Source organism: Cucumibacter marinus DSM 18995 (genome assembly GCF_000429865.1).
Lineage (GTDB): Bacteria > Pseudomonadota > Alphaproteobacteria > Rhizobiales > Devosiaceae > Cucumibacter > Cucumibacter marinus.
Map to the genome: position 1 here is coordinate 308744 of NZ_KE386977.1, position 23948 is coordinate 332691.

At 62.5% G+C, this 23948-nt stretch carries 27 protein-coding genes; 4 read left to right on the forward strand and 23 right to left on the reverse strand.

The window, feature by feature from the left end; genetic code table 11:
* Positions 1-3 precede the first annotated feature (3 nt).
* Together G489_RS0112270 and G489_RS20390 are read left to right on the forward strand one after the other, a co-directional pair.
* Positions 4-513: a peroxiredoxin gene (locus G489_RS0112270; RefSeq protein WP_029041781.1), complete on the forward strand. Its 510-nt coding sequence runs from the start codon at positions 4-6 to the stop codon at positions 511-513.
* Between the two features lie 32 nt (positions 514-545).
* Complete coding sequence (locus G489_RS20390; RefSeq protein WP_029041782.1) at positions 546-1112, forward strand: hypothetical protein; 567 nt, start codon at positions 546-548, stop codon at positions 1110-1112.
* A gap of 151 nt (positions 1113-1263) precedes the next feature.
* Here the strand turns inward: G489_RS20390 and G489_RS0112280 are convergent, their stop codons facing one another.
* The 8 genes from G489_RS0112280 to G489_RS21935 all read right to left on the reverse strand — a co-directional run bounded on the left by G489_RS0112280 (position 1264) and on the right by G489_RS21935 (position 9170).
* Entirely contained in the window at positions 1264-1749 is a 486-nt protein-coding gene (locus G489_RS0112280) for a F0F1 ATP synthase subunit B family protein (protein ID WP_029041783.1), read from the reverse strand.
* Entirely contained in the window at positions 1739-2449 is a 711-nt protein-coding gene (locus G489_RS20395; protein WP_081691550.1) for a F0F1 ATP synthase subunit B, read from the reverse strand. The genes G489_RS0112280 and G489_RS20395 overlap by 11 nt, the downstream gene beginning before the upstream one ends.
* Positions 2450-2526: 77 nt before the next feature.
* Positions 2527-2754 carry a F0F1 ATP synthase subunit C gene (locus G489_RS0112290; protein WP_029041784.1) on the reverse strand — a complete coding sequence of 76 codons (228 nt, stop codon included), beginning with the start codon at positions 2752-2754 and terminating at the stop codon, positions 2527-2529.
* A gap of 52 nt (positions 2755-2806) precedes the next feature.
* Positions 2807-3592 (reverse strand): F0F1 ATP synthase subunit A, encoded by a 786-nt coding sequence (locus tag G489_RS0112295; RefSeq protein ID WP_029041785.1) that lies wholly within the window; start codon positions 3590-3592, stop codon positions 2807-2809.
* Between the two features lie 17 nt (positions 3593-3609).
* A complete protein-coding gene (locus G489_RS21930) occupies positions 3610-3966 on the reverse strand; it encodes an AtpZ/AtpI family protein (protein WP_081691575.1) in 357 nt (118 codons plus the stop codon).
* A gap of 196 nt (positions 3967-4162) precedes the next feature.
* Entirely contained in the window at positions 4163-7618 is a 3456-nt protein-coding gene (smc, locus tag G489_RS0112305; RefSeq protein WP_029041786.1) for a chromosome segregation protein SMC, read from the reverse strand.
* A 282-nt stretch (positions 7619-7900) separates the two neighbouring features.
* Positions 7901-8539: a thioredoxin domain-containing protein gene (locus G489_RS0112310; protein ID WP_081691551.1), complete on the reverse strand. Its 639-nt coding sequence runs from the start codon at positions 8537-8539 to the stop codon at positions 7901-7903.
* Positions 8540-8633: 94 nt separating this feature from the next.
* Positions 8634-9170 carry a DUF721 domain-containing protein gene (locus G489_RS21935; RefSeq protein WP_051332588.1) on the reverse strand — a complete coding sequence of 179 codons (537 nt, stop codon included), beginning with the start codon at positions 9168-9170 and terminating at the stop codon, positions 8634-8636.
* A gap of 84 nt (positions 9171-9254) precedes the next feature.
* On the opposite strand from G489_RS21935, the gene G489_RS0112320 reads away from it, so the two are divergent.
* On the forward strand, positions 9255-10337 hold the full coding sequence (locus G489_RS0112320; RefSeq protein WP_051332589.1) for an A/G-specific adenine glycosylase: 1083 nt from the start codon (positions 9255-9257) through the stop codon (positions 10335-10337).
* Positions 10338-10404: 67 nt separating this feature from the next.
* On the opposite strand, the gene G489_RS0112325 is transcribed toward G489_RS0112320, so the two are convergent.
* From G489_RS0112325 to G489_RS0112380, 12 genes are all read right to left on the reverse strand, one after another.
* The gene (locus G489_RS0112325) at positions 10405-11544 is read right to left on the reverse strand and encodes a site-specific DNA-methyltransferase (protein WP_029041789.1); all 1140 of its coding nucleotides are present in this window, start codon (positions 11542-11544) and stop codon (positions 10405-10407) included.
* A 75-nt stretch (positions 11545-11619) separates the two neighbouring features.
* A complete protein-coding gene (locus G489_RS0112330; protein WP_051332590.1) occupies positions 11620-12264 on the reverse strand; it encodes a ribonuclease HII in 645 nt (214 codons plus the stop codon).
* Between the two features lie 1527 nt (positions 12265-13791).
* The gene (locus tag G489_RS0112335; RefSeq protein WP_029041791.1) at positions 13792-15090 is read right to left on the reverse strand and encodes a branched-chain amino acid ABC transporter permease; all 1299 of its coding nucleotides are present in this window, start codon (positions 15088-15090) and stop codon (positions 13792-13794) included.
* A complete protein-coding gene (locus G489_RS0112340; protein WP_029041792.1) occupies positions 15087-16088 on the reverse strand; it encodes a branched-chain amino acid ABC transporter permease in 1002 nt (333 codons plus the stop codon). The genes G489_RS0112335 and G489_RS0112340 overlap by 4 nt, the downstream gene beginning before the upstream one ends.
* A 4-nt stretch (positions 16089-16092) precedes the next feature.
* Positions 16093-16797, reverse strand: coding sequence for an ABC transporter ATP-binding protein (locus G489_RS0112345; RefSeq protein ID WP_029041793.1), 705 nt, complete (start codon positions 16795-16797; stop codon positions 16093-16095).
* On the reverse strand, positions 16794-17564 hold the full coding sequence (locus tag G489_RS0112350) for an ABC transporter ATP-binding protein (RefSeq protein WP_029041794.1): 771 nt from the start codon (positions 17562-17564) through the stop codon (positions 16794-16796). The genes G489_RS0112345 and G489_RS0112350 overlap by 4 nt, the downstream gene beginning before the upstream one ends.
* 99 nt (positions 17565-17663) lie before the next feature.
* Complete coding sequence (locus tag G489_RS20410) at positions 17664-18020, reverse strand: methylglyoxal synthase (protein ID WP_245578913.1); 357 nt, start codon at positions 18018-18020, stop codon at positions 17664-17666.
* 38 nt (positions 18021-18058) lie between these two features.
* Positions 18059-18262: a hypothetical protein gene (locus G489_RS0112360; RefSeq protein ID WP_029041795.1), complete on the reverse strand. Its 204-nt coding sequence runs from the start codon at positions 18260-18262 to the stop codon at positions 18059-18061.
* Between the two features lie 47 nt (positions 18263-18309).
* Complete coding sequence (locus tag G489_RS0112365) at positions 18310-18699, reverse strand: response regulator (RefSeq protein ID WP_029041796.1); 390 nt, start codon at positions 18697-18699, stop codon at positions 18310-18312.
* Between the two features lie 83 nt (positions 18700-18782).
* Positions 18783-19832 carry a protein-glutamate methylesterase/protein-glutamine glutaminase gene (locus G489_RS0112370; RefSeq protein ID WP_029041797.1) on the reverse strand — a complete coding sequence of 350 codons (1050 nt, stop codon included), beginning with the start codon at positions 19830-19832 and terminating at the stop codon, positions 18783-18785.
* The gene (locus G489_RS0112375; protein ID WP_029041798.1) at positions 19829-20686 is read right to left on the reverse strand and encodes a CheR family methyltransferase; all 858 of its coding nucleotides are present in this window, start codon (positions 20684-20686) and stop codon (positions 19829-19831) included. Before G489_RS0112375 ends, G489_RS0112370 begins: the two co-directional genes overlap by 4 nt.
* A gap of 39 nt (positions 20687-20725) precedes the next feature.
* Entirely contained in the window at positions 20726-21283 is a 558-nt protein-coding gene (locus tag G489_RS0112380) for a hypothetical protein (protein WP_029041799.1), read from the reverse strand.
* 205 nt (positions 21284-21488) lie between these two features.
* Here G489_RS0112380 and G489_RS0112385 point away from each other — a divergent pair, with 205 nt between their 5' ends.
* Positions 21489-21845 carry a hypothetical protein gene (locus G489_RS0112385; RefSeq protein ID WP_029041800.1) on the forward strand — a complete coding sequence of 119 codons (357 nt, stop codon included), beginning with the start codon at positions 21489-21491 and terminating at the stop codon, positions 21843-21845.
* Between the two features lie 75 nt (positions 21846-21920).
* Here the strand turns inward: G489_RS0112385 and G489_RS0112390 are convergent, their stop codons facing one another.
* From G489_RS0112390 to G489_RS0112400, 3 genes are all read right to left on the reverse strand, one after another.
* Positions 21921-22964, reverse strand: a complete 1044-nt coding sequence (locus tag G489_RS0112390) for a permease (protein WP_029041801.1) — start codon at positions 22962-22964, stop codon at positions 21921-21923.
* A 48-nt stretch (positions 22965-23012) separates the two neighbouring features.
* Complete coding sequence (locus tag G489_RS0112395) at positions 23013-23330, reverse strand: ArsR/SmtB family transcription factor (RefSeq protein ID WP_029041802.1); 318 nt, start codon at positions 23328-23330, stop codon at positions 23013-23015.
* Between the two features lie 116 nt (positions 23331-23446).
* Positions 23447-23947 (reverse strand): chemotaxis protein CheW, encoded by a 501-nt coding sequence (locus tag G489_RS0112400; RefSeq protein ID WP_245578902.1) that lies wholly within the window; start codon positions 23945-23947, stop codon positions 23447-23449.
* Position 23948: the final 1 nt, after the last annotated feature.

Consider the following 23948-nt stretch of genomic DNA (forward strand, 5'->3'; position numbering starts at 1 on the left):
AGCATGATTGCGATTGGGGACAGAGTACCGTCGGTGACCGTGAAGCGCGTCACGGCGGACGGGGCCGAAGACATCGACACCGCTGCATGGTTCGGTAAAGGCATCACCGCCTTTTTTGCCGTGCCCGGTGCCTTTACACCGACCTGTCACTTCAATCATTTGCCCGGCTATGTTGCCAAAGCCGACGAAATTCTCGCCGCAGGCGCCGATCGGATCGTGTGCGCCTCAGTGAACGACCACCACGTCATGCGTGCTTGGGGCGAGGCGACCAATGCCTTTCCCAAGATCGAGATGCTGTCCGACTTCGATGCCCGTTTCGCGCGTGCCATCGGGCTCGACAAAGATCTGAGTCAGGGCGGGCTTGGCTTGCGTTTCCGCCGTTCTTCGGCGTTAATTATCGATGGCGTGTTCGAGAATATCACGCTCGAGGAGGGGACTGGCGGATATCTGACCACCGGTGCTGACTCGATGCTGGTGCAACTTGAGCGCGCCAACTGCCGCGAAAACGCGTAAGGTTTGATGCGATGAACAGGACGGACGTGAAAATGAGTGCGGCAAAATCCTTGTTTCTGGCGGGCGTCGCCGCCATCGCCCTTTCGGGCTGCGGCGTCGGTTCGCTGATGGGCGGCAATGGCGATGCCTCTCTGTCCAACACCTCGGCCAGTCAGACCCAAATCAATCAGACCGCGACCTCGGCTCTGCCCGCGATCGCCTATGAATGCCCGCCGATCCGCGTCATCGATGGCGGTGGCGTCTATAGCCTTTACGCACCCGGCCGTAACGGTCAGGCCAATGGCCTGCGTTACCAGGCCGTGCTCGACAAGCAATCACGCAACTGCGTGGTTTCTGCTGGCCTCATCACCGTGAAGATGGGCGCCGTCGGCCGCGTCCTTGCCGGCCCGCAGGGCTCGTCCGGCACCGTCAACGTGCCGCTTCGCTTTGCCGTCGTGCGTGACGAACTGACCGTATTCTCCCAGAAATATGACATTCCGGTATCAATCACCCCGACCAATCAGGGGCAGGAATTCATCAAGGTCGTGGAAGACGTGACCGTGCCCTATGTGGGCGGCGAAGACATTGTCTTCTATGTCGGCTTCGATCCCAACGGCTAGGGTCCAGACCCTGCCGGACCGAGTTCACGAAAGCCCCGCTTTGGCGGGGCTTTTTGCTGTTGGAGCCTGTGGACCAAAAGGAAACGCCCGCGAGTGAAATCACCCACGGGCGTCTGAACTTTTGCGATCGGACCTGAGGCCGATGTCCGCCTCAGTTGAGACGAGCGCTGACGTCGCGGATCGCCTGATCGACCAGCGAATTGCCCTTGTCGCCTTCAAGCTGCTCGGAGAGCACCCGGCGAGCCGCTTCGACCGCGATGTCCGCGGAGCGTGCCCGCACATCGGCCACGGCATGTGCCTCGGCCTGGGCGATCTTCTCTTCGACCGCGCGGGTCCGGCGGGCGATCAGCTCTTCGAGGGCAGCACTGGCTTCCTCCGACATCCGCTCGGCATCTTCTCGAGCAGCCGCAACGATATCGGCGGCTTCGTCTTCGGCGGCCTTGCGCTTGCGCTCATATTCGGCCAGCAGGGCCTGGGCTTCTTCGCGCAGACGCTTGGCTTCGTCGAGATCGTCCGCGATCTTCTTGATGCGATCATCGAGCATCTTGACGATGGCCTGAGGCACCTTGAGGTAGACAACCACCCCAAGGAACAGGATGAGGGCAATCGTGGCCCAGAATGTCGCGTCAATTGCCATTCTGCGTCTCCTTGATCACCGCCGACACCGCCGAATTGACCGATTTGGCCGGCACGGTGCCCAGAAGCTGGCTGACCAGGCTGGTTGCCGTGTCGCTCGCGATCTCATCAACGTGAGACATGGCGCTGGTCTTGGTCTCCTGGATGCGGGCTTCGGCAGCGGCCATCTTCTTGGAAAGATCGGCCTCGACCTTGGCGCGCTGGCCGTCGAGATCCTTGCGGATTTCGTCACGGGTGCTCTCGGCAATGCCATGCGCCTTGGCGCGGGCATCGGCAAGATCCTGCTCATAAGCCTCGATGGCCTGGTCGGTCTTCTGACGCAGGCGGTCGGCTTCGGCCAGGTCGCCTTCGACCCGGTCACGGCGCACTTCGAGGATTTCACCGATCCGCGGCAGTGCGAAACGGCTCATCAGCAGGTAAAGCACACCGAAGGTGAGCGCCAGCCACAGGATCTGCGACCCGAAAGTCGCCGGATTGAAGGGCGGAAAGACTGCAGGAGCCGCATGGCCACCGGCCTCGGTCCCTTCATGCAGTGCCGCATCTTCGTGCCCTGCGGCTTCGGTGCCGTGATCGGTCGCCGCGCCTTGTTCGGTCGCTGCGCCGTGATCGGCTTCCGTGGCCGCATCGCCGCCCTCGCCCTCATGGGTGAGGTCGGTTTCGGCCTGGGCCAGGGTGATGGTTTCGGACAATTCGCCCGCCATTGGACACCTTCCCCTTTGTCACACGGCTCCGCGGACCGGATTGGCCGCAGGAGCCGCGTAATCGGTTATCGACTGAATTAGACCGCGTACAGCAGCAGGAAGGCGATAACCAGCGAGAAGATCCCGAGAGCTTCGGTCACCGCGAAGCCGAAGATCAGGTTACCGAACTGGCTGGCAGCCGCGGCCGGGTTGCGCAGGGCGCCGGAAAGGTAGTTACCGAAGATCACGCCCACGCCGACACCGGCGCCGCCCATGCCGATGCACGCAATGCCCGCACCGATCAGTTTTGCTGCATCTGCTTCCATTTTCGTCTCCTTGGGGAAAGCAACTTTGAAAGGGTTTGGCCGGTCGACCTCGTTAGTGACCGGGATGGATGGCGTCGTTGAGATAGACGCATGTCAGAACGGCGAACACGAAGGCCTGCAGGGCAGCCACAAGGAACTCGAGTCCCGTCAGCGCCACCGCCATACCGAAAGGCAGGATCGCCAGCGGCGCCCATGCACCTGCGGCCAGAAGCGCGACGACCATGCCGCCGAACACCTTGAGCACGATGTGCCCCGCCAGAATGTTACCGAAAAGTCGAAGCGAATGGCTCAGGGGGCGCGACAGGAACGAGATGAACTCGATCGGCACCACCAGCCACATCACGTACCAGGGGATACCCGAGGGTACGAAGAGCTTGAAGAACCCGAAGCCATTGCGCATGAACCCGTAGACCACAACGGTGATGAACACCATCAGCGCCAGCATCACCGCCACGATCAGATGGCTGGTGACGGTGAAGAAATAGGGGAACATGCCAAACAGATTGGCGATCAGGATGAACATGAACAGCGAGAAAACGAAGGGGAAGAAGCGCATCCCTTCGGTGCCGGCGGACGTTCTCACCATGTTGGCGATGAACTCGTAGCACATCTCCGCCAAGAGCTGCATCCGACCCGGAACGAGGCCGCGACCGCGGGTCGAGAGGATCAGGAAGCCGGCGATCACGAGAACCGTGAGCACCATGAAAAGAGCCGAGTTCGTGAATGCGATCTCGACGCCGGAACCTTCCGTGCCGTCACCCCCGATGGTGCCGAAGGTGAAGAAGTTCGAAATCTCGAACTGGTGGATCGGTTCAATCGGATTTGCGTTATCGGCCACGTGCCAACCCTTGCCCGTCAGTCGTCTTCGTCATCGGTAACGGCCGGCACGCCTTTTGCCGTGTCGGCCGTCATCCGGTTCAACTCACTGGTTGCCCTGACAACATTGAGAACGCCAGCGGCAAATCCCAACAAGAGCAGCGCAACCAAAAACCACGGGCGTGTGCCGAACAAGGCATCAAGCCCAAATCCCAACGCAGCGCCCATAATGATCGCCGCGATGAACTCGGAAGCAAGCCGGAAAGCCCGACCAACTCCCGTCATTTCATTGCGCCGCAACGCGCGCGCGGCCCTGACCGAAATACGCTCGGACTGGGCCTTGCTGATCCGCGAGGCGAGGTCTCCGGTTTCGGCACGTTTGTCGTCTTGCGCCATTCCGAATTTCGCCCTTTGCGAACCGCAATGAAACAAGGGGGCACCCCCCTCGAAGTCGCGCGCACCATAGAGGCACCCCGAAAAGGTGTCAAGCAACCCGATTTCATTATAAACTGTTGAAATATATGATGTTTTTTGCCCGCAAGAGGGATGCGGCATTGAGTCCACGCATCCGGCCCCTGTTTGGCCGGGAATCTCAGCTCGCTTCGCGGAATGACTCGGCGGTCGTCAGGTCGACCGAAACCAGCTGGCTGACGCCCTTTTCCGCCATGGTGACGCCGAACAGCCGATCCATGCGCGCCATGGTGATCGGATTGTGGGTAATCACCATGAAACGGGTCTCGGTTTGCTCGCGCATGGAATCGAGCAGATCGCAGAACCGTTCGACATTGGCATCGTCGAGCGGTGCATCCACTTCGTCGAGCACGCAGATTGGCGCCGGGTTGGTCAGGAACACCGCAAAGATCAGGCTCATCGCCGTCAACGCCTGCTCGCCGCCCGACAGCAAGGTCATGGTCTGCGGTTTTTTGCCCGGCGGGCGGGCGATGATTTCGAGCCCGGCCTCGAGCGGGTCGTCGCTCTCGACAAAGGTCAGCTCTGCTGTGCCGCCCCCGAACAGGCGGGTGAACAGCGCCTTGAAATGTCCGTTCACCCGATCGAAGGCCTCGGTCAGCCGCGCCCGGCCTTCGCGGTTGAGGCTCTGTATCCCGTGCCGCAATTTGGCAATGGCCGCGATCAGGTCTTCGCGGTCATTGACCATGGTCTCGAGCTTTTCCCCGACTTCCTCGGCTTCGCGTTCGGCGCGCAGATTGACCCCGCCCAGCCTCTCGCGCTCGCGCTTGAGCCGTTCGAGCCGCGCCTCGAGCTGACCTTCATCGGGCAATTGCGCTTCGGGCTTGAATCCGGCCACCTCGGCGGTCTGGCGTGGCGAGATCTCGAGATTTTCCTCGATCTGCTTCTCGACCTGCTGGCGCTGGACGATATGCGATTTCAGCCGTTCCTCGATCCGCGCCATGGCCTCGCGCGCGCCGCTTAGCGCTTCGCCAGCCTGGCGGGCGGCCATGTCCTCGCTGCGTTGCTCGGTCTCGGCTTCCGCCAGCTTGTCTGCAGCCCGCTTGCGCAGGTGCTCCGCATCGATGATCTGACCGTCGAGCTTGTCCGCCCTTTCTGCAAAGGCATCGGGTGCCGAGGCGAGTTGTTCGAGCTGGCTTTCAATGTCCTGCTGCCGGTTCGACAGGGTTTCGAGATGGCTGCGCGCATCCCGTAGCCGCCCGTCCCAGGAGGCAGCGTCCCGCGCGATCTGCTCGAGCCTTTGGGCCCGCATCTTGGCTGCATTATCGAATCCGCCCAGCGTCAGCCGCGCCCGGTCCGCGGTCTCCCGGGCTTCATCGAGGGCGATTTGCGAGGTGGCGATCTTTTGGCCAAGCGCTGTTTCGTCTTCAAGCCCGGCCTTGGCGTCGACCGCTTCCTGGTGCAGACCGCGGGCCTCTTCCAGGCTTGATTCGAGCCGCACCCGCGCTTCTTCGAGCGCCGAGCGGCGGGAATTGAGTTCACTCAGATCCTGCTGGGCTTCGTCGAGCGCTGCCTGCGCTGCAGAAATCGTGTGCTGGGCCTGCCGCCAATTGGCGCGAGCCTCCGATTCGGCTTGCCGTCTGGTGTCACGCTCGGCTGACAGCGCCTGGACCTTTTCGGCCTGCGCGGTGGCCGCGGCCCGTGTTTCGTTCATTTCCCGGTCGATCTCGGCCAGCCGATTTCGCTGACTCAAGCGCTGCGCGGCGGCAGTCGGCGCATCGCCACGCGCGGTAAACCCGTCCCAGCGCCACACGTCGCCGTCAAGCGTCACCAGCACCTGTCCGGGCTTCAGCAAGGCTTGCAGCGCCTTGCCCGCCGATCCATCGACAATGCCGATCTGGTCGAGCCGGCGCTTGAGCACCGGGGCGCCTGACACATGGGCCGAAAGCGGTTCGGCACCGGCGGGCAATTGGGGGTCGTCCATCGCGCCCGGCGCCTGCCAATAGAGCGGAGCGCCGGTATCGGTGGAAGCGTCGAGATCATCGCCGAACACGGCGCCCAGCGCGGTTTCATAACCAGATGCCACCTTGATCGCGTCGACAATCGGCGGCCAAAGCGCGCTGTCCTGCACATTGAGAAGTTTCGCGATGGTGGCCGCCTCGGCTTCGAGCCGTCCCAGCGCCTGTTCGATCTCGCCAAGCTTCGGGCGTTCGGCCTCGAATGCCTCGGCTGCCTTTGCTGCGCCGGCCTCCGCTTCAAGCGCCGCCTGCTCGGCGGCTTCTGCTGCCTGCTGGGCACTGGCCAGCGCCGCGCGCCGATCGCTCAACGTCTTGTTCTCGGAGAGCTCTTTGGCAATCGCAGCGGCTTCGTCGGCTACATCTCTCCTCTGGGCCTCGAGCCGGGTGACGCGCTGCTCGGCATCGGCGAGATTGCGTTCGATCTGGCTGCGGCGGGCCTTGAGCTGCGCCATCTGATCATTGAGCGCCATCAGCGCTGCCTGCGCCTCTTCAAAGCGGCCACGGGCAACCTCGGCTTCCTCGCGGGCGCGTTCGGTGGCGCCGGCCTCGTCCCGTGCAGCCTCCTCCAGCCCTTCGCGCTCTTCGGTCAGCCGCTCGACCGAGGTCGCCGCCTCGGCGATCAGCTTGTCGTCGCGTTCGGCGTCCGCCCGGATCTGGGTCAGCCGCGCCTCGAGCTCGCGCCGGCGCGAATCTGCCTGCCGCGCCTCGTTTGTCAGGTGTTCACGCTCGATCTTGAGCCGCTGCAGTGCTGCCGCCGCTTCGGCTTCCGCCTTGCGCAAGGGCGCCAGCGCCTCGAGCGAGGTTTCGAGCTGTTTCTTAGCCGCCTGATCGGCGTGATGCGCATCGGCGAGCGTTTTCACCATCTGTGCCTGTTCGGCTTCGGCCTGCTTTTCCGCATGCCGCGCCGCCACCCAGCGCAGATGATAGAGCCCGGCCTCGGCCCGCCGGATATCGCCCGAGATTGCACGGTAGCGCACGGCCTGCCGCGCCTGGCGCTTGAGCGTATCCAGCTGGGTTTCGACCTGCGCGATGATGTCGTCGACGCGCTCGAGATTCTGTTCGGCGGCCCGCAGCCGCAACTCGGCTTCGTGCCGGCGGGAGTGAAGCCCCGATATGCCTGCCGCTTCTTCCAGCAGCGCTCGGCGCTGAACCGGCTTGGCTGCGATCAGCTCCCCGATCTGGCCCTGGCGCACCAGCGCCGGCGAACGGGCGCCGGTCGAGGCGTCGGCGAACAGAAGCTGCACGTCGCGGGCGCGAACATCCTTGGCATTCAACCGGTAGATGGAACCGGCTTCCCGTTCGATGCGGCGTGTGACTTCCAGCGTGTCCGCATTGTTGAAGGCGTTCGGCGCCGTGCGATCCGTATTGTCGAGCACACAGGTCACTTCGGCACTGTTGCGCGCCGGGCGGTTGCCCGAACCCGAAAAGATCACATCGTCCATGCCCGAAGCGCGCATGTTCTTGTACGAGCTTTCGCCCATCACCCAGCGCAGCGCCTCGACAAGGTTCGACTTGCCGCAGCCATTGGGGCCGACAATCCCGGTCAGCCCGGTCTCGATATGCAATTCGGTGGGGTCGACGAAGCTCTTGAAGCCGACGATTTTGAGACGCGTGAATTTCACAGGCGAACCCCGTTGAGGGTTCCGCGCGGCATCTCATACCCGGAACTGTGGCGATACCAGATCGCCGCCGTGGTCAGCTTCAACGCGTGTACTCCAACCCGCTCCGATGTTCCCGCCGTGACGAGCGGAAATTGGAAGCGGTTAACATACTCTTTATTCGGGGGGTGGGGACATTGATTCGTCAAGCGCAAAGCCCCGGGTTTCCGCAGTTTTGACGCCCAGCGAAAAGGGCCCGCAGCGTCTCCGCCACGGGCCCATCGGCATTCGGTTCGATGGCGCTGCCTAGAGCAGCGGATCGATATCTTCGGCCATCTGTTCGATGCTCTTGGCGCCGGCGCGCTGCAAGCCATTGATGTAGAAGGTCGGTGTTGCATCGAGCGCAAAGTTGTCGCGTGCCTGGTTCGAAGCGGCTTCGATCTTGGCAAACAGCTCTTCATCCGCAAGGCAGGCATCGAAGCTCTCGGCGGTGAAGTCGTGATCCTCGGCCACCGCCAGCAGCCCGGCCTTGGGGCTTTCCGCGGTCATCCACTCCATCTGGCGATTGAAGTAATCGTCGAGGACCTCGTAATAGCTGTCTTCCGAGCATTCGGCGACCATGAACACCACCGCGTCCTGCACATTGCGGATCAAGGGGCGCAGGATGAACTGGATCTTGCCGGTGTCGATATACTGCTCCTTGAGCGCGGGCAGCGTGTTCACATGAAAGCTGGCGCAATGCGGGCAGGTCGGGGAGGCATATTCGATCACGGTCACCTTGGCGTCGGCAGGGCCGAGCGGACGATCGGTGATGCCTTCGGGGTTCATCAGCGCATTGGCGTCGTGACGGTCGCCATCCTCGGCAAAGGCGAGGCTGGGCAGGCCCGTGGTGCCGAGGGCAGCCATGGCACTCATGGTCAGGGCGGTCCGGCGGTTAATGATCACTATGCTTCTCCTGAAACGCTTTTGTGTCTTCGGTGGCGACAATAGAGTTGCCAATCTTGGCCGCAAGAGGGCTCGCGATTATTTCACCGCCTGCCTAGCCATCCGAACGCTTGGGATCGGGGTTGCGGCGGGCAATGCCTTCGCCCAGTCTTTGCAGCGCATCGCGCAGCTCTTCGTCGCTTGTGCCTTCGGTTTGTCGTTGCACTCTTTCGCGAACGGCCTTGTCCGTCGCGATGGGCCGATCCTGGGTCTTGGCGGCTGAACCGGCAATGAACGGCGTTCGCGAAGGTTTGATCTCCGCAATCAGGTAGAATCCAAAATAGCGGTTGATGGCATCGCGCAGCGCCGGGATCTCGTGGTTGAATTGCAACGCGACCGCCGGGCTGACCCTGACCTGCAGCACTGCGCCCGCCGCTTCGCGCTCGCCATGAGCGTTTTTGGGCCAGACCAGCTTGTCCGGCATCACCGCCTCGCCATAGGGCGGCGGCACGATCGCCTTCCAGTGGGTGAGGATATCCGCGCTGGCGAAGCCGCGCTTGCGCAAGACCGGTTCGACCGCCTTCATGGCGACGTCACCGACCGAGACCGAGCGGTTGAGCCGGCGGAATTCCTTTTGCGATTTGGCTGCCAATTTTCCCGGACCGGTTGGGGGCATCGCGGTAGTGGCGCTCAATTGCACTTGCGCCGGCGCGATGCATGTTGTTTCGATCCCATCATGCCCGAACCCGCCGCCCCGATAAAGCCTAACCCCATCGATGCCGACGCCCTTCTCGCCTGGTATGACCGCCACGCCCGCGAGATGCCCTGGCGCGTCGCTCCTGCGGACAAGGTTGCGGGCGAGCGGCCCGATCCCTACCGGGTCTGGCTGTCCGAGGTCATGCTGCAACAGACAACCGTTGTCACCGTCCGGCGCTATTTCGAGGACTTCACCAACCGCTGGCCAACAGTAGCCGATCTCGCTGCCGCTCCGCGCGAGGAGGTGCTCGCCGCCTGGGCCGGGCTCGGCTATTACGCCCGCGCCCGAAACCTGCATGCCTGCGCGCAGGCGGTCGTCGCCGACCATGGTGGTGCGTTCCCAACCTCCGCAGAAGGCCTCAAAACCCTGCCCGGGATCGGTGCCTATACCTCGGCCGCGATTGCCGCGATCTGTTTCGACGAGCAAGTCGCAGTGGTCGATGGCAATGTCGAGCGGGTTGTCGCGCGCCTCACCCGACTGTCGGATCCGGTCCGCAATGCCAAGCCCCTGATCGGCGAGATCGTGGGCGAGGCAGTGCCCGAAAGGGCGGGCGATTTCGCCCAGGCGATGATGGATCTCGGTGCAACCATCTGCGCGCCCAAATCGGCCAATTGTCTCGTCTGTCCGCTGCGTCCGGGCTGCGCGGGTGCTGCTGCCGGGGACGCACTCGATTTTCCCGTGGCCCCGCCGAAGAAGAAGCGCCCGGCCCGGGTCGGCCATGCTTATGTCCTCGAACGGCCCGATGGCGCTATTTGGCTGAGGCGCCGCGCCGACAAGGGCATGCTGGCGGAAATGACAGAGGTGCCCGGCAGCGCCTGGACCGACGACCAGGAGGCGCCGGATTTCCCGATGGATACCGAGTGGCGCGAGGCCGGTGAAGTCGAGCACGTCTTCACTCATTTCTCACTGCGTCTGACCGTCTGGCAGGCGCGTGCGGGGGAAGAGCCGCCCGGCGAAGGCTGGTGGTCAAAGCCGGGCGCGCTGTCCCGGGAAGCCTTGCCGACTCTCTACAAGAAGGTGCTCAAATCCGCCGGTATCGACGTCAAGCCACCCCGTCTCTGAACAGTGAAAAGAAAAGGCCGCCGACCACTTTCGTGGAAGGCGGCCTGTTGATGACCTGGAGGTCCGGTCAAGCTGAGAGTTTGTCGATCCGCATGCGGTAGTCGGCGCGAAGATCGTCGATAACGGTGAGGGTCTTGCCGTTCTTGATGTGCCAGAACGTCCAGCCATTGCAGGCGTCAAACCCCTGCACCAGCGCCCCCACCTTGTGGATCGAACCTTCATGGCGATCCGATTTCAAAGAGCCGTCGGCCCGCACCACGGCCTCGAACCGGCCCTTGGTGTCGGTCAGCACGGTGCCCGGATTGACCATGCCGGCCTCGACCAGAGCGCCGAAGGCAACGCGCGGCGCGGCGCGCTTGGGCTTGATGGTCTCGAGCGCCACCCGGTCATGCGGCTTGATCGCGGCAATGCGCTTGAGCGCGGCATTCACATAGCTGCTTTCGCGCTCGACGCCGATGAAATGCCGGCCGAGCTTCTTGGCCACGGCCCCGGTGGTGCCGGTGCCGAAAAAGGGGTCGAGCACCACATCGCCGGGCTTGGTGGTCGCGATCATCACCCGGTGCAGCAGCGCTTCGGGCTTTTGCGTCGGGTGTACCTTGGCGTCGTCATCGTCTTTGAGCCGCTCATGGCCAGTGCAGATCGGCATCAGCCAATCGGAGCGCATCTGCGTGTCGTCATTGGCCTGTTTGAGTGCTTCATAATTGAAGCAGGGCTTGGACTTTTCCGAGCGCGACGCCCAGATCAGCGTCTCATGCGCATTGGTGAACCGTGTGCCGCGGAAATTCGGCATCGGGTTCGTCTTGCGCCAAATGACGTCGTTGAGCATCCAGTAGCCGAGATCCTGCAGGATCGCGCCGACCCGGAAGATGTTGTGGTACGAGCCGATCACCCAGATCGCCCCATCGGGCTTCAGGACCCGGCGCGCCGCCAGAAGCCAGGCGCGGGTGAAGGCGTCGTAATGGGCGAAGTCGTCGAACTTGTCCCAGGCATCGTCGACCCCGTCGACATGCGATTGGTCGGGGCGGGTCAGTCCTTCGGACAGCTGCAGGTTATAGGGCGGATCGGCGAAGACGAGGTCCACCGAACCGGCGGGCAGCTTTTCCATCTCGGCGATGCTGTCGCCCACAAGGATCGTGTCGATCGGCAAATGGGCGTCGGATGACGCGGTGGAGGCCAGCTCGGCCCGGGATTGTGCGTTACGCAACATGCACTCTACTCAACCGGATTTTGCAGTAATTCCGGTTGTAGAATCTTAAGCTTAAGAGCTGGCTAAGCGGTGTGGTTAACGCTTCCTTTCGAGCCGTTCGCGCACCGGCGCATAGCTCGTGCGGTGATGCGGCGTCACTCCGTGCCCGTCGAGCGTCATGAGGTGCGCAGGCGAGGGATAGCCCTTGTGCTTGTCCATGCCGTGATCGGGATGCGCGCAATGAATGATGGCGCACATCCGGTCCCGCGTGACCTTGGCAATGATCGAGGCCGCGGCAATCGACAGCGACCGTGCATCACCCTTGATCACGGCGGCGCCGGGGCAGGGCAGTTCAGGCGGCACGTCCCGGCCGTCAATCAGCGCCATGCCGGGCGCGCGGGGCAGGGCGGCCACGGCCCGGGCCATGGCCCACAGCGTTGCGCCGCGGATATTGCGCCTGTCGATCACCATCGGCGGGGCGGCGGCGATGCTGACATCGGCAACCGCCATGATCTCGAGAAACAGTGCTTCGCGCGCCTTCTCGGTCAGCTTCTTGGAATCATTGAGCCCTTCAGGCACCCGCATCGGGTCGAGCACTACGGCCGCGGTCACCACCGGGCCGGCCAGCGGCCCCCGTCCGGCCTCATCGACACCGCATACCAGCCCCGCCTCGGCATAGCGGGCCTCGATGGTGAAATCCGGCGTGTCGTGAATCGGCAATTGCCGCGAATCGAACAGCATGCCGGCACCATGCCACGCCGTGCGCGCAAAGGCAGCCCGAACCGCCCGGCAGACGGATGTCTCCAAGGTTTCAAATCAGCAGAGCGGGAGTGGGACGCGGAACGTCTCATCCGTAACGTAAAGTAATAGCGAGGCGCACAGCGTCCCACTCATCCGGGATTTTGGGCTTGGACTGCGTCAATGGGCTGGGGTCAATCCCCGCCATGTTTCCACGGTGCGCTGCCGCCTTGACGGCAGCCGGCTCCGGCGCAGTTTTGGCCTTCCCTGAGGCGACCCTCATGGAACCCGGACCCAGACCTGCCTGACCGTTCGTCGCGACCACGCTCAATTGCAGGTTGGTTCGGGGATGATAATCGGGTGTCAGAGGGCGGGGATAACTTTCGAGCGTTTGCCGATGGCAACGCAAAGCTCCGGTGGAGCTTTGCGAGCGAAGAACGACCATGAGAGCTACGCTCGAATGGCTGAAACACCACCCCCACCCGTTCCAGCACTACCAAGGTTCCAAAGGAACCTCGGTTTGGGCTTCGCCCAACCGCTTGTCACCCCCCGTCAAGGGGGAGGTGACATTGGGGCCAGCTCATTGTTCCTTCAACTCCATCGGTAAAGCGGGCACCACCCAAACCCTCCCCGCAAGGGGAGGGAAAGGCACGTCACAGGCGCCTTCACATTCCGGCCTCGCCCTTCGAGGCTCGGTTTCACCTCGCACCTCAGGGTGAGGCTTGGGGTTGCATCTCCACCCACCTCGTCACCCCCGGACTTGATCCGAGGGTCCATGAGGCACTTCGGCACTTCTCATCGGTAGTGCAGTAATCAGTACTGGTTCCCGCGCGTCATCTCATCATGGATGCTCGGGAATCTGACTGCCTCACGCCGGCAAGCTGCCCGAGCATGACGACGATGGGGTGATGGGTCACAACCAAAACCAATAGCGTCACCCCGATGAAAATCGGGGTCCATTCGCATTCGCCGGAAACTGAAGCGCTGACGATGTGTCGTGAGGCCTAAGCGAGTAGATCCCGGATCAGGTCCAGGACGGCACGGTGTGTGGCACTGCGCGTCACGCTCCCTCTCCCCGCCGGGGGAGAGGGTTGGGGTGAGGGGCTCTGTTCTACCTCAGCCAGGGCCCCCTCAGCCAAGGCCCTCTCACCTGATCCTTCGGATCGACCTCTCCCCCCAAGGGAGAGGTGAAGTCCTCGCACCTGCTTGCACGGCGCCGCTACACACACTGTCCTCATCCTGAGGCGGGAGCGCCACCGGCGCGACCCTCGAAGGACGGCCACGCTCTCCGTCCTCGCCCTTCGTGGTTCGCCCTTCGAGGCTCGGCTTCACCTCGCGCCTCAAGGTGAGGCTTGGGGTTGCATCCTCCCGGGCCGCCCCGGACCTGATCCGGGGCCTAGTCATTATCTGGTGAGGTCCCGGCTCAAGGCCGGGACAGCGTGAAGGGACATAGCGGCGCACCCAAAAAAGAAAAGGGGCGTCCCGATCACATCGGGACGCCCTCCAATGTCGATACCTGCCGACCGACGCCTAGTCCTCGGCCTTGGCGCCGCCTATCCGCTCGGGGATCAACCCTTGCGGCGCATAGCGCAGCGCAATGGTGATGACGAGGCCGAGCACGAAGACGCGCATCTGCAGGGCGCGGGATTGCACATCGGGGATCGCACCCCAACCCATGCCGTCGCTGAACTCGGAAAGGTTGCGGAAGATGAACTCGGCAATCGGATCGGAGATCGTCCATACGATATAGATGAACACCCCGCCGAACAGCGCGCCGAGATTGTTCCCTGCCCCGCCGACAATGATCATCACCCACACGATGAAGGTGTGGTTGATCGGCTGATATCCGCCCGGATCGAAAATCTGCACATAGGTGGTCAGGATCGAGCCGCCAATGCCCATGAGCGCGGCGCCGAGCACGAAGATCTCGATCTGGCGACGCTTGACGTCCTTGCCCATCGATCCGGCGGCAATGTGATTGTCGCGGATCGCCCGCATCATCCGCCCCCAGGGCCCGTAATAGGCGCGCTGCAGCAACAGGAAGATGACGACGATGACCAGCAGCGTCAGCACCAGATACATCGAGCGTGCGGTGATCAGCGACAGATCTTCCAACCCCGACGCCGCCAGATCGGCCTGGGTCGGCACCGGCCAGGGCACCGGCGACACGGTAAGCGTGCCGCGGGTCAGCCAGTCCATATTCTTGATCAGCGCGCGGATGATCTCGGCGATCCCGATGGTGGCGATCGCAAGATAGTCGGTTCTCAGCCCCAGACAGATCTTGCCGATCACATAGGCCACCGCACCGGCGAAAACCCCGCCCAGCGCCCAGCCGAAAATCGCATGCAGCCCGAGCCCGCCGACAAAGCCCTGCTCGACCTCGCCCTCGATATAGGCGACGGCCGGATCGATCTGCGAACGGTAGACGATATAGGCAACCGCCCAGGCCACGACCAGCGCGAACATGCGCGAACGCTTGCCGAGACCGAATTTCTCGCTTTTGGCCGCCGCGATGATGATCACCGCGCCGAAGGCCGCCGCGATCGCAGCCCGCCCGAGCAGCATCGGGCCATCCGACCCCCAGAAGCTCTCATTGATCGGGTAGGAGGCGAAGACGACGCCGAACCCGCCCAGCATCAAAAAGCCCATGACACCGAAATTGAACAGCCCGCCATAGCCCCACTGCACGTTGAGCCCCAGAGCGATCAGCGCATAGGCAGACGCCAGCGCCAGGATCTGGATCGTGCCGACCGGGCTCAGCCACAGAACGAGGATGCCGATGAGAACGGCCAGAACCCCGAACAGGATGAATTCGCGGATATGCGTCATGTCGAGGCCCCCTTGAAGATACCGGTGGGTCTGACGAGCAGCACCACCACAAGGATCACGAAGGCGACGGTGAGCTTGTATTCGGTCGGCACCAGCGACAGGTCAGCCGGGAACGGCAGCCAGTCGGGCCAGCTCTGACGGAAGGGCCGCAACAGGATCGACCAGTTGAAGACCGCCATGGTCTCGGCGAACCCGATCAGGAACCCGCCGGCGATGGCGCCATAGGCCTGCCCCAGCCCGCCGACAATGGCGGCGGCGAAGATCGGCAGCACGATGTTGAAGGCAAGGTCGGGCTTGAGGGTCACATCGAGCGCCAGCATGGTGCCGGCCATGCAGGCGAGCCCGCCGGCAATCACCCAGGTCGCGCGGATCACCTGCCGCGTGTTGATGCCCGATACCTTTGCCAGATCGGCATTGTCGGCCATGGCCCGCATGCCCTTGCCGAGCCGCGAGCGGGTGAGGAACAGATGCAGCGCCACGACCGCGATGACGGTGGTCACGATCAAAAGGATCTGCGGCTCGGAAATCACGATGGGCCGGACCCCTTCGAACGGCACTTCGATCCGGATGAGATCCTTGGGCTCATTGGCGAAGAAGCTGCGCGCCTCGACGCCCCAGAACAGCCGGATCAGCCCCTGGATCATCAGGGTCACACCGATCGAAGCGATCAGCAGGGTCACCGGTTTGGCGCCGCGTTGCCGCAAGGGCTGGTAGAAGGCCCTGTCGATCCCGAGCGCCAGCCCCGCCGCAATCGCCATGGCGAAGGGCAGAACGATGAAGCCGGTGGGCCAGAAGGTCTGGATGCCCATCGAGGCGGCGATGGACGCAAGCACGAAAGTGACGAACGCCCCCATGGTCATCATGTCGCCATGGGCAAAATGGGCGAACCGCAGAATGCCGAAAATCAGGGTGACGCCAACCGCCCCAAGGGCGTAGATCGAGCCCAGCACAGTGCCGGAAACCAGGACCTTGTTGACGAAGAAGATCAGTTCGTTCATGGCCCTATCCCCCGAGGAAACTCTGGGCGACTTCGGGATCGTCGAGCAGTTCGCGCCCCGAGCCGGTAAACCGGTTCTTGCCGCCGGCGAGCACGAAGCCCTTTGAGGCGAACTCGAGCGCCTGACGGGCGTTCTGTTCGACCATCAGGATGCCGACGCCGGATTTGTTGATCTTGATCACCTGCTCGAAGATCTCGAGCATGTAGCGCGGGCTGAGCCCCGCCGACGGCTCGTCAAGCAGCAGGAGCTTGGGCTGGCTCATCAGCGCCCGGCCCATCGCCACCATCTGGCGCTGGCCGCCCGAGAGCTCGCCCGCCTTTTGCCGGCGCTTTTCCTTGAGCGGCGGAAACATCTCATAGACCGAGGCCAGCGTGTCCGAGAAATCGTCGCGCCGGACAAAGGCCCCCATTTCGAGATTTTCCTCGACAGTCATCGAGGTGAAAACGTTGAATTCCTGCGGCACGAAGCTGAGCCCCATGGGCACCAGCTTGTCGGCCTCCGCATTGGTGATGTCGCGGCCATTGAGCAGCACCGCGCCCTCGCTCACCCTGAGCAGCCCGAAGATCGCCTTGAGCGTCGTCGACTTGCCCGCGCCATTCGGCCCCACGATCACCCCGATATCGGTGCTTTCGATGGCCAGGTTCACGCCATTCAGGATCGGGGTACCGCCATAGCCGGCGGACACATTGCTAACCTCGATCAGACTCACGCCACATCCTCCACCGCGGTGCCGAAATAGGCTTCGACGATCTCGGGATTGTTGCGCAGCTCTTCCATCGGCCCTTCCGCGATGACTTCGCCCTGGGCCATCACGATCACCGGATCGCACAGCTCGGCGATCAGGTCCATGTCATGCTCGATGACGAAGAAGGTGTAACCCAGCTCGGTGTTCATCCGCTTGATATTGGCCGCCAGATCCTTGAGCAGCGTGCGATTCACCCCCGCCGCCACCTCGTCGAGCAGCACCGCCTTGGCATCGACCATCATGGTGCGGCCCAATTCGAGGAGCTTTTTCTGCCCGCCCGAGAGATTGCCCGCCAGCTCGTGCTTGACGTGACCGAGATGCAGGAACTCGATCACCTCATTGGCCTTCTTGCGCACTTCAGCCTCGACCCTGGCAGTCTTGCCCGGCCGGAACCACGCATCGATGAGGCGTTCGCCCGGCTGACCGGGCGGCACCATCATCAGGTTCTCGAGCGCCGTCATGTGCGAAAATTCATGCGCGATCTGGAAGGTGCGCAGCAGCCCCTCGGCGAACCGCTCATGCGGCTGCAGATGCGTGACATCCTTGCCGTCGAACAGGATCTGCCCGCTATCCGGCATCAAGGTGCCTGCGACCATGTTGAAAAGCGTTGTCTTGCCGGCCCCGTTCGGACCGATGAGCCCGGTGATCGAGCCCTTTGCAACCGACAGCGAACAGTTCGATACAGCCTTGAGACCGCCGAACCCCTTGTTCACCGCCTTGACGTCGATAATTGCCTGTTTCTCCACCCTGTAACCCGTGCCTTTATTGCCCTGTTTTCGCCGCGGGTGCGCGGCATCTGTTCAAAACCGGCCTCCCCTGTCAATAACCGCTCACCCGATTGTCGCGATCAGCGCGTTGGCCGTCGAACGGTTGACTGCGATCGGCAGGTCCTCGAGCACCGCAAGCCGGATCAGCGCCTTGACGTCGACATCATGCGGCATGGCGGTCAGCGGATCGATGAAAAATACAAGCATATCAAGGCGATCTTCAACGATCATGGCACCGATCTGGGCATCGCCGCCCAGCGGCCCGCTCTTGAGAAGCGTCGGGGAAAGCCCCGTATGGCGCACGATTTCGCTGCCCGTCGTGCCGGTTGCAAAAAGTGTGTGTATTTCAAGAATTGCGCGATGAGTTTGCACCCATTCGACCAGATCGGCCTTCTTCTTATCGTGTGCAACCAATCCAATGCGCGCCACAAGCACTCTCCATCCGTCCGTTCAAGGCGCTACCAGCGTAGCGCAATCGCCTCGGCAATATACTCGGAAATCGCCCCTTCGGGCAGGTCGGAGGGCGCGCCATCACCAGGGCGGAAGCGGATAGAGCGGATCCGCTTCTGAGCGCCTTCCAGAAGACCATACGGATCGATAAATTCGCGCCCGCGCTCAAGCAGCGGGGGAGACCCGGACAAGAAAAAAGCGGCGCTCGACACGCCGCTCCATTCACTCTGCCGACGGCTCATGTCCCCGGGTGGAGAGCCTAGGCCAGCGTGCCGATCACCGCCTCGATCTTCTTCTTCATCGTGCCCGCATCGAACGGCTTGATGACGTAGTTGTTGACCCCGCAGGAAATCGCTTCGCGCACCTGGTCCTGGTCCGACCGCCCGGTCGCCATGATGAAAGGCAGCTTGGCGGTGCGCGGGTGCTTGCGCACGACCTTCAGAAGCGTGAGGCCGTCGACATCATCCATGTTCCAGTCGGAGATGATGAGATCGACGTGATTGCGCTCGAGCTTGCCCAGCGCATCGCGGCCATTCTTGGCCTCGATCACTTCCTTGAATCCGAGCTGGGTCAGAATGTATTTGCAAATGCCACGCATGGACTGCTGGTCGTCAACGATCATCACGCTGACCTGACTGGCTTTGGGCATAGCTGATAGCCTCTTCAACACTTCCCGGACAGTGAGCCGTGGGCCCACTCTAGGGATAAACTCTTACTAATTTACAACCCGGATCAGGCGGCCCGCCGGCGCTTGATGAGCTGGGACAACAGACGCGGACCGATCTCCTCGACCGGCAGTTCCTCGGTCACCGCACCGATATCGAAGGCCGCTTTGGGCATGCCATAGATGAGCGCGGACCCTTCGGCCTGCCCGATCGTATATGCACCGGCATCGCGCATTGCCTTGAGCCCCACCGCTCCGTCCTTGCCCATGCCGGTCAAGATCGCCCCGACCGCATGATCGCCGACATATTTGGCAACGGAATCGAACAGCACATCGACCGACGGCCGGTGACCGGAAACAACCGTGTCGCTGCCGAGCCGGCACTTGAGGAAGCCCGAGCTCTTCTCGATCCGCAAATGCCAGTCGCCCGGCGCGATATAGGCGTGTCCGTCTTCGAGCGGCATGCGGTCGACCGCCTCGATCACCTTGAGCGGCGTGACTTCCGACAGGCGATGCGCAAAGCGCTCGGTGAAACCCTTGGGCATGTGCTGGGCGATAACGATCGGCGGGCAGTCGGACGGCAAAGTGCAAAGAACCGATTTGATGGCGTCGACCCCGCCGGTCGAGGCCCCCAGCGCGATCAGCGAGCCCTTGGGCGCATCGCGCCCGGAAAGCACCGGCGTCTTGGGCTTGGCCTGAACCCGCGGATGGCTGTGCACCCGGCTCTGGGCGGCGGCGCGAACCTTGCGCCGCACTTCACCGGCAAACGCATCGAGCCCGCCGCTGAGATCGTGACCCGGCTTGGCAACGAAATCGACCGCACCCAGTTCAAGCGCCAGCAGCGTGGCTTCCGCCCCCTTGGTAGTGATCGTGGAAACCATGACGACGGGGGTCGGCTTCAGCCGCATCAGCTTTTCGAGAAACGCCAGCCCGTTCATGTTCGGCATTTCGACATCGAGGGTCACGACGTCGGGATTGGTGACCCGGATCTTCTCGCGCGCATCCAGCGGATCGTGAGCGGTGCCGATCACCTCCATATCGGGTTCGGCCCCGATAATCTTGCTCATCACCTCGCGGATCAGCGCGGAATCGTCAACGATCAATACGCGTATTGTCATGCCGCACTCCTGCCCATGGCAGTTTTGGGTCGATAGATGGTCTTGCCCACCCGATCGAACCGGGAATTGACTGAATTGAGGTTTTCCGAGTGCCCGATATAGAGGAACCCGGAAGGGCTCAGCACGCTGGCCATGCGCTCGAACAGCTTCTCCTGGGTCGGGCGGTCGAAATAGATCACCACGTTCCGGCAGAAGATCACATCGAACGGTCCCTTGAACGGCCATTCGGTGATCAGATTGAGCGGCTTGAAGGCGATCAGTTCACGGATGGCGCGGGGAATGGCGACCGTATCCGGTCCCGCATTCTCGAAGAACGCCATGCGTTGCGCCGAAAGGCCGGCGAGATCGGTCTTCTTGTAGATACCGGCCGAGGCCGTCTTGAGCACATTGGTGTCGATATCGGTGGCCAGGATCCGGAAGTCCCAGCGCTTGAGCTGCGGATAGGCGTCAATCAGCGCCAACGCGATGGTGTAAGGCTCCTGCCCGGTCGAACAGCCTGCCGACCAGATGCGCAGCCGCGGCTTGCCGCCAGCTCCCCGCCGTGGCGGGTTTTCGATCAGCGTGCCGACATAGTCGACCAGGTGCGCAAAGTGATGCTCTTCGCGATAGAACCGCGTCAGATTGGTGGTCAGTGCATTGACGAAAGTCTGGACCTGATCCGCGTCCGCGCCCCGGTCGAGGAAATCGACATAGTCACTGAACGAGCGCAGGCCAAGCCCGCGCACCACCTTGGTCAGACGGGAAATGACCAGGGTGCGTTTGGCATCCGACAGGGAAATCCCCGCAATCTTGTAGACCCGCTGCTTGATGGCCACAAACTCTTCGTCAGACAGCGGTATTTCGAGGTTTTCCAACCGTACTCTCCACACAAAACACGCCGGCAAATGCCGCGGCTAGAACAACTCGATGTCGTCCTCGACAGGTTTGATCGACTGGTTGGCGTGCGCCAGTTCTTCGCGCATCAGGCCTTCGTTGATCGTGCTGTCGAGACGCTTGACGAAAGCGCGCCCGGTAAAAGGCTGAAACAACACCCGGCGGGCGAACGCACCCCCCAGATCCTCGGATGTTGCGACATAACCTTCATCGGCCATGAAGGCCCTGACAAAGGCGGCATTGGCTGCGCCGACATCGGTAATCGAGGCGTTGATATTGCCGCCACCAAACACCTTGATCTCGAGATTGGACTTGCGCCCGGTGCCCTTGGTCAGCACCAGGTTGATCAGCTGTTCCATGGCATAGGCGCCATAACGCGCCGATTCACCGAACCGGTCGCGGGCGCTCGAGGACTGCACGGCCAAAAGGAAATGGTTCATGCCCCCGACCTGCGCCTTGGTATCGCGCACACAGGCGCTGATGCACGAGCCGAGCACCGTCGAATAGGTCACGTCGGGGCTGTCGGTGACCAGGCAGTCTCCCTGGTGAACCGTTACCGCTCCGACACGGTCGAGCATTTGCCCTTTTTGAGAAGCGATCGCCGTCATAAACCCGCCATCTGTAAACCGGGGGTCATTCTAGCGTTGTACTTCTTAGTGAATTGCTAACCAACAGAGCAGCGATTCACAATTCATGGGATGGGAAAACAAGGCTTTAGGGAATTCGGGCTAGCTTGACCGGATGAGACGGCAAGAAAAGCTGCGTCAGGGGGAAAATTAGCCGATGTCCTTGTCTAAACTCGCATCCGAGCTCGAAGAAACGGCCCGCCAGACGGCCGAGATGGTCGAGCGCATCAATGATGGACTGGCCATCTTGATGGATGCGGCCCAACCGGCCGAACAGGCGCGCGGCATGGCCGTGACCAAGATCATCATGGCTCTGCAGATGCAGGACCGGATCGAGCAGCGCGTGGCCGACATGGTCAAGGCCGCCTCCCAGATTGCCATGATTGACCGGTCGAGCGAGACCGAGGCCGATCTTGATGCGGTTTGGGAATCCCTGACCCTGGATGAACTCCGCCGTCCCGAACTTTCCGGTGTTGCCAAACGCACCGGCACCGACGACATCGAACTGTTCTAGTTCCTCATTGCCGAATGACCACCGTCCTGCCCGCTTGAATGGCAGACAGGACGGCGAACGTGATGCGTCTCGTTCTCAGAGCGAGAGAGCGGCCTGATAGACAAGCCCCGCGATAAATGAACCCCCAAGCGAAAGCGCAATGTAGAGCCCGAAGACCTTCGGCTTGACCAGCGCCCAGACCGCCATCGCCGCGGGGATCGACGTCACCCCACCGGCCACAAGGAAGGCGAGCCCGGCGCCCGGCGCCATCCCCTGATCAATCAGGCCGGCAACCAGAGGCAGCGCGGCATAGCCATTGAGATAGGCCGGCACGCCGACCAGCGTGGCGATGGCAACGGGCGCGAAGCCCTCTCCACCCAGCAGCGCGGTCACGGTCTCGGCCGGAATGAACGCCACCATCAGGCTCTCGAGCAGAAAGGCAAGGATCAGCCATTTGCCGAGAAACAGACCGGTCTTGAGCGCTTCACTGCCGAATTTGGCGCGGCGTTCTTGCTCGGCCCAGATCTGCCACACGACCGGCTTGGGATCGCGGATCCTGGCGCCGCCGCAGCCGCCATTGCCGATCCCGGCGCGCAAGGGTTCGGCCAGCAAACCGCGCTGGACCAGAAACAGGGTGGAAAACCCGCCGCCGGCGCCCAGCGCCAGCGCAGCGACGGTTTTGACAAGGGCGAAATCGACCCCCAGCACACCGCTGGTGAGCGCAAACATGGAGGGGTCCATGATCGGGGAGGCGAGCCAGAAAGCCATCACCGCGTAAAGCGGCACGCCCATCGACAACAGGGCCGCGATAAGGGGAATGACCCCGCAGGAGCAGAACGGTGAAAACGCGCCGGCGAGTGCCGCCAGCGCAATCATCATCGCCGGCGAACCGGTGAAGGCCCGCGCGATCAGATTGTCCGCACCCGAGGCCGCCGCCCAGGCCGCGATCACCACAGAGAGGACCAGGAACGGGCCGGTCGTCGACAAGGCATCGCCGACAAAGACAAGGCTGTCTGCGGCCTGTCCGGGCGAGAGAATGGCAACGAGCACAAGGATGGCGGCAATGGCCAGCCACACCGAATGGCGCCGGGCCTGCCTGAGAAGGGATTGCGGCGCGAAGCCGCTGGAGAGATCCGTCATTTCGATATCACCGGTTTTATCGTTTTGTTTGGCAAAAAAGAGAGGCGCTCAGGCCGGCTCTTCCGCCCGTTCAAGGGTAACGCCCATGCAGCATTCGGACGTCAGGAACTGAAGCGTCTGTTCGATCCGCGCATAGTCGGCCCGGTTGCGCACTTCCCGGCCCTGCTTTTCCTGCAGCACCAGCCCGGCATCGACCAGCGCACGCAAATGATGCGCAAGCGTGGACGCGGGCAAGCCCATATGTTCGCCGATCTCCCCGACCGTCAGGCCACTCTCGCCCGCCCGCACGAGCAGGCGAAACACCCCCAGACGGGCGTCATGGCCGAGGGCGGCAAGGGCTTTGGCGGTGGGTGATGTTGTCGTCATGAAACGATATAACCAGATTTATAGTTTTATTGCAAGGCCGTTTAATGCGCACCACCCGCACGGCAAAGGGCGGCCCCGGGGCCGCCCTCACAACCGATTGCCGGAATCCGAAGAGACTAGGCTTCTTCAGTGCTTCTGCCGACCACGTTCTCGAGGTCGATCAGGCCGACCATGGTGTTCTCGTGGGTCACGATGCCGCCGAGCAGTTCGGAATCCATCGAATTGCCTTCCGGCACCGCATGGATATCGTCCTTGTTGACGGTCAGGATATCGGAGACCTTGTCGACCAGCATGCCGACCCATTTGTCGCCAACCGAAAGCACCACAACCACATGGGTCTTGGTCGCCTCGGTCTTGCCCGAGCCGAACCGGGCGCGCAGATCGAAGATCGGGACGATGGTGCCGCGCAGATTGATGACGCCGCGCACGAATTCGCGGGTATTGGGCAGCGGGGTCGCCCCGTTCCACGCCCGGATTTCGCGCACCGTTGTGATTTCCACGCCATAGACCTGATCATCGAGCGAAAACGCGATGAGCTGGATCATCTTGCTGGAATCCACGTGACCGTCCTGGTCGATGCTGTCGCGGGTATCAAGCGCATCCATTGCCACAGCCATA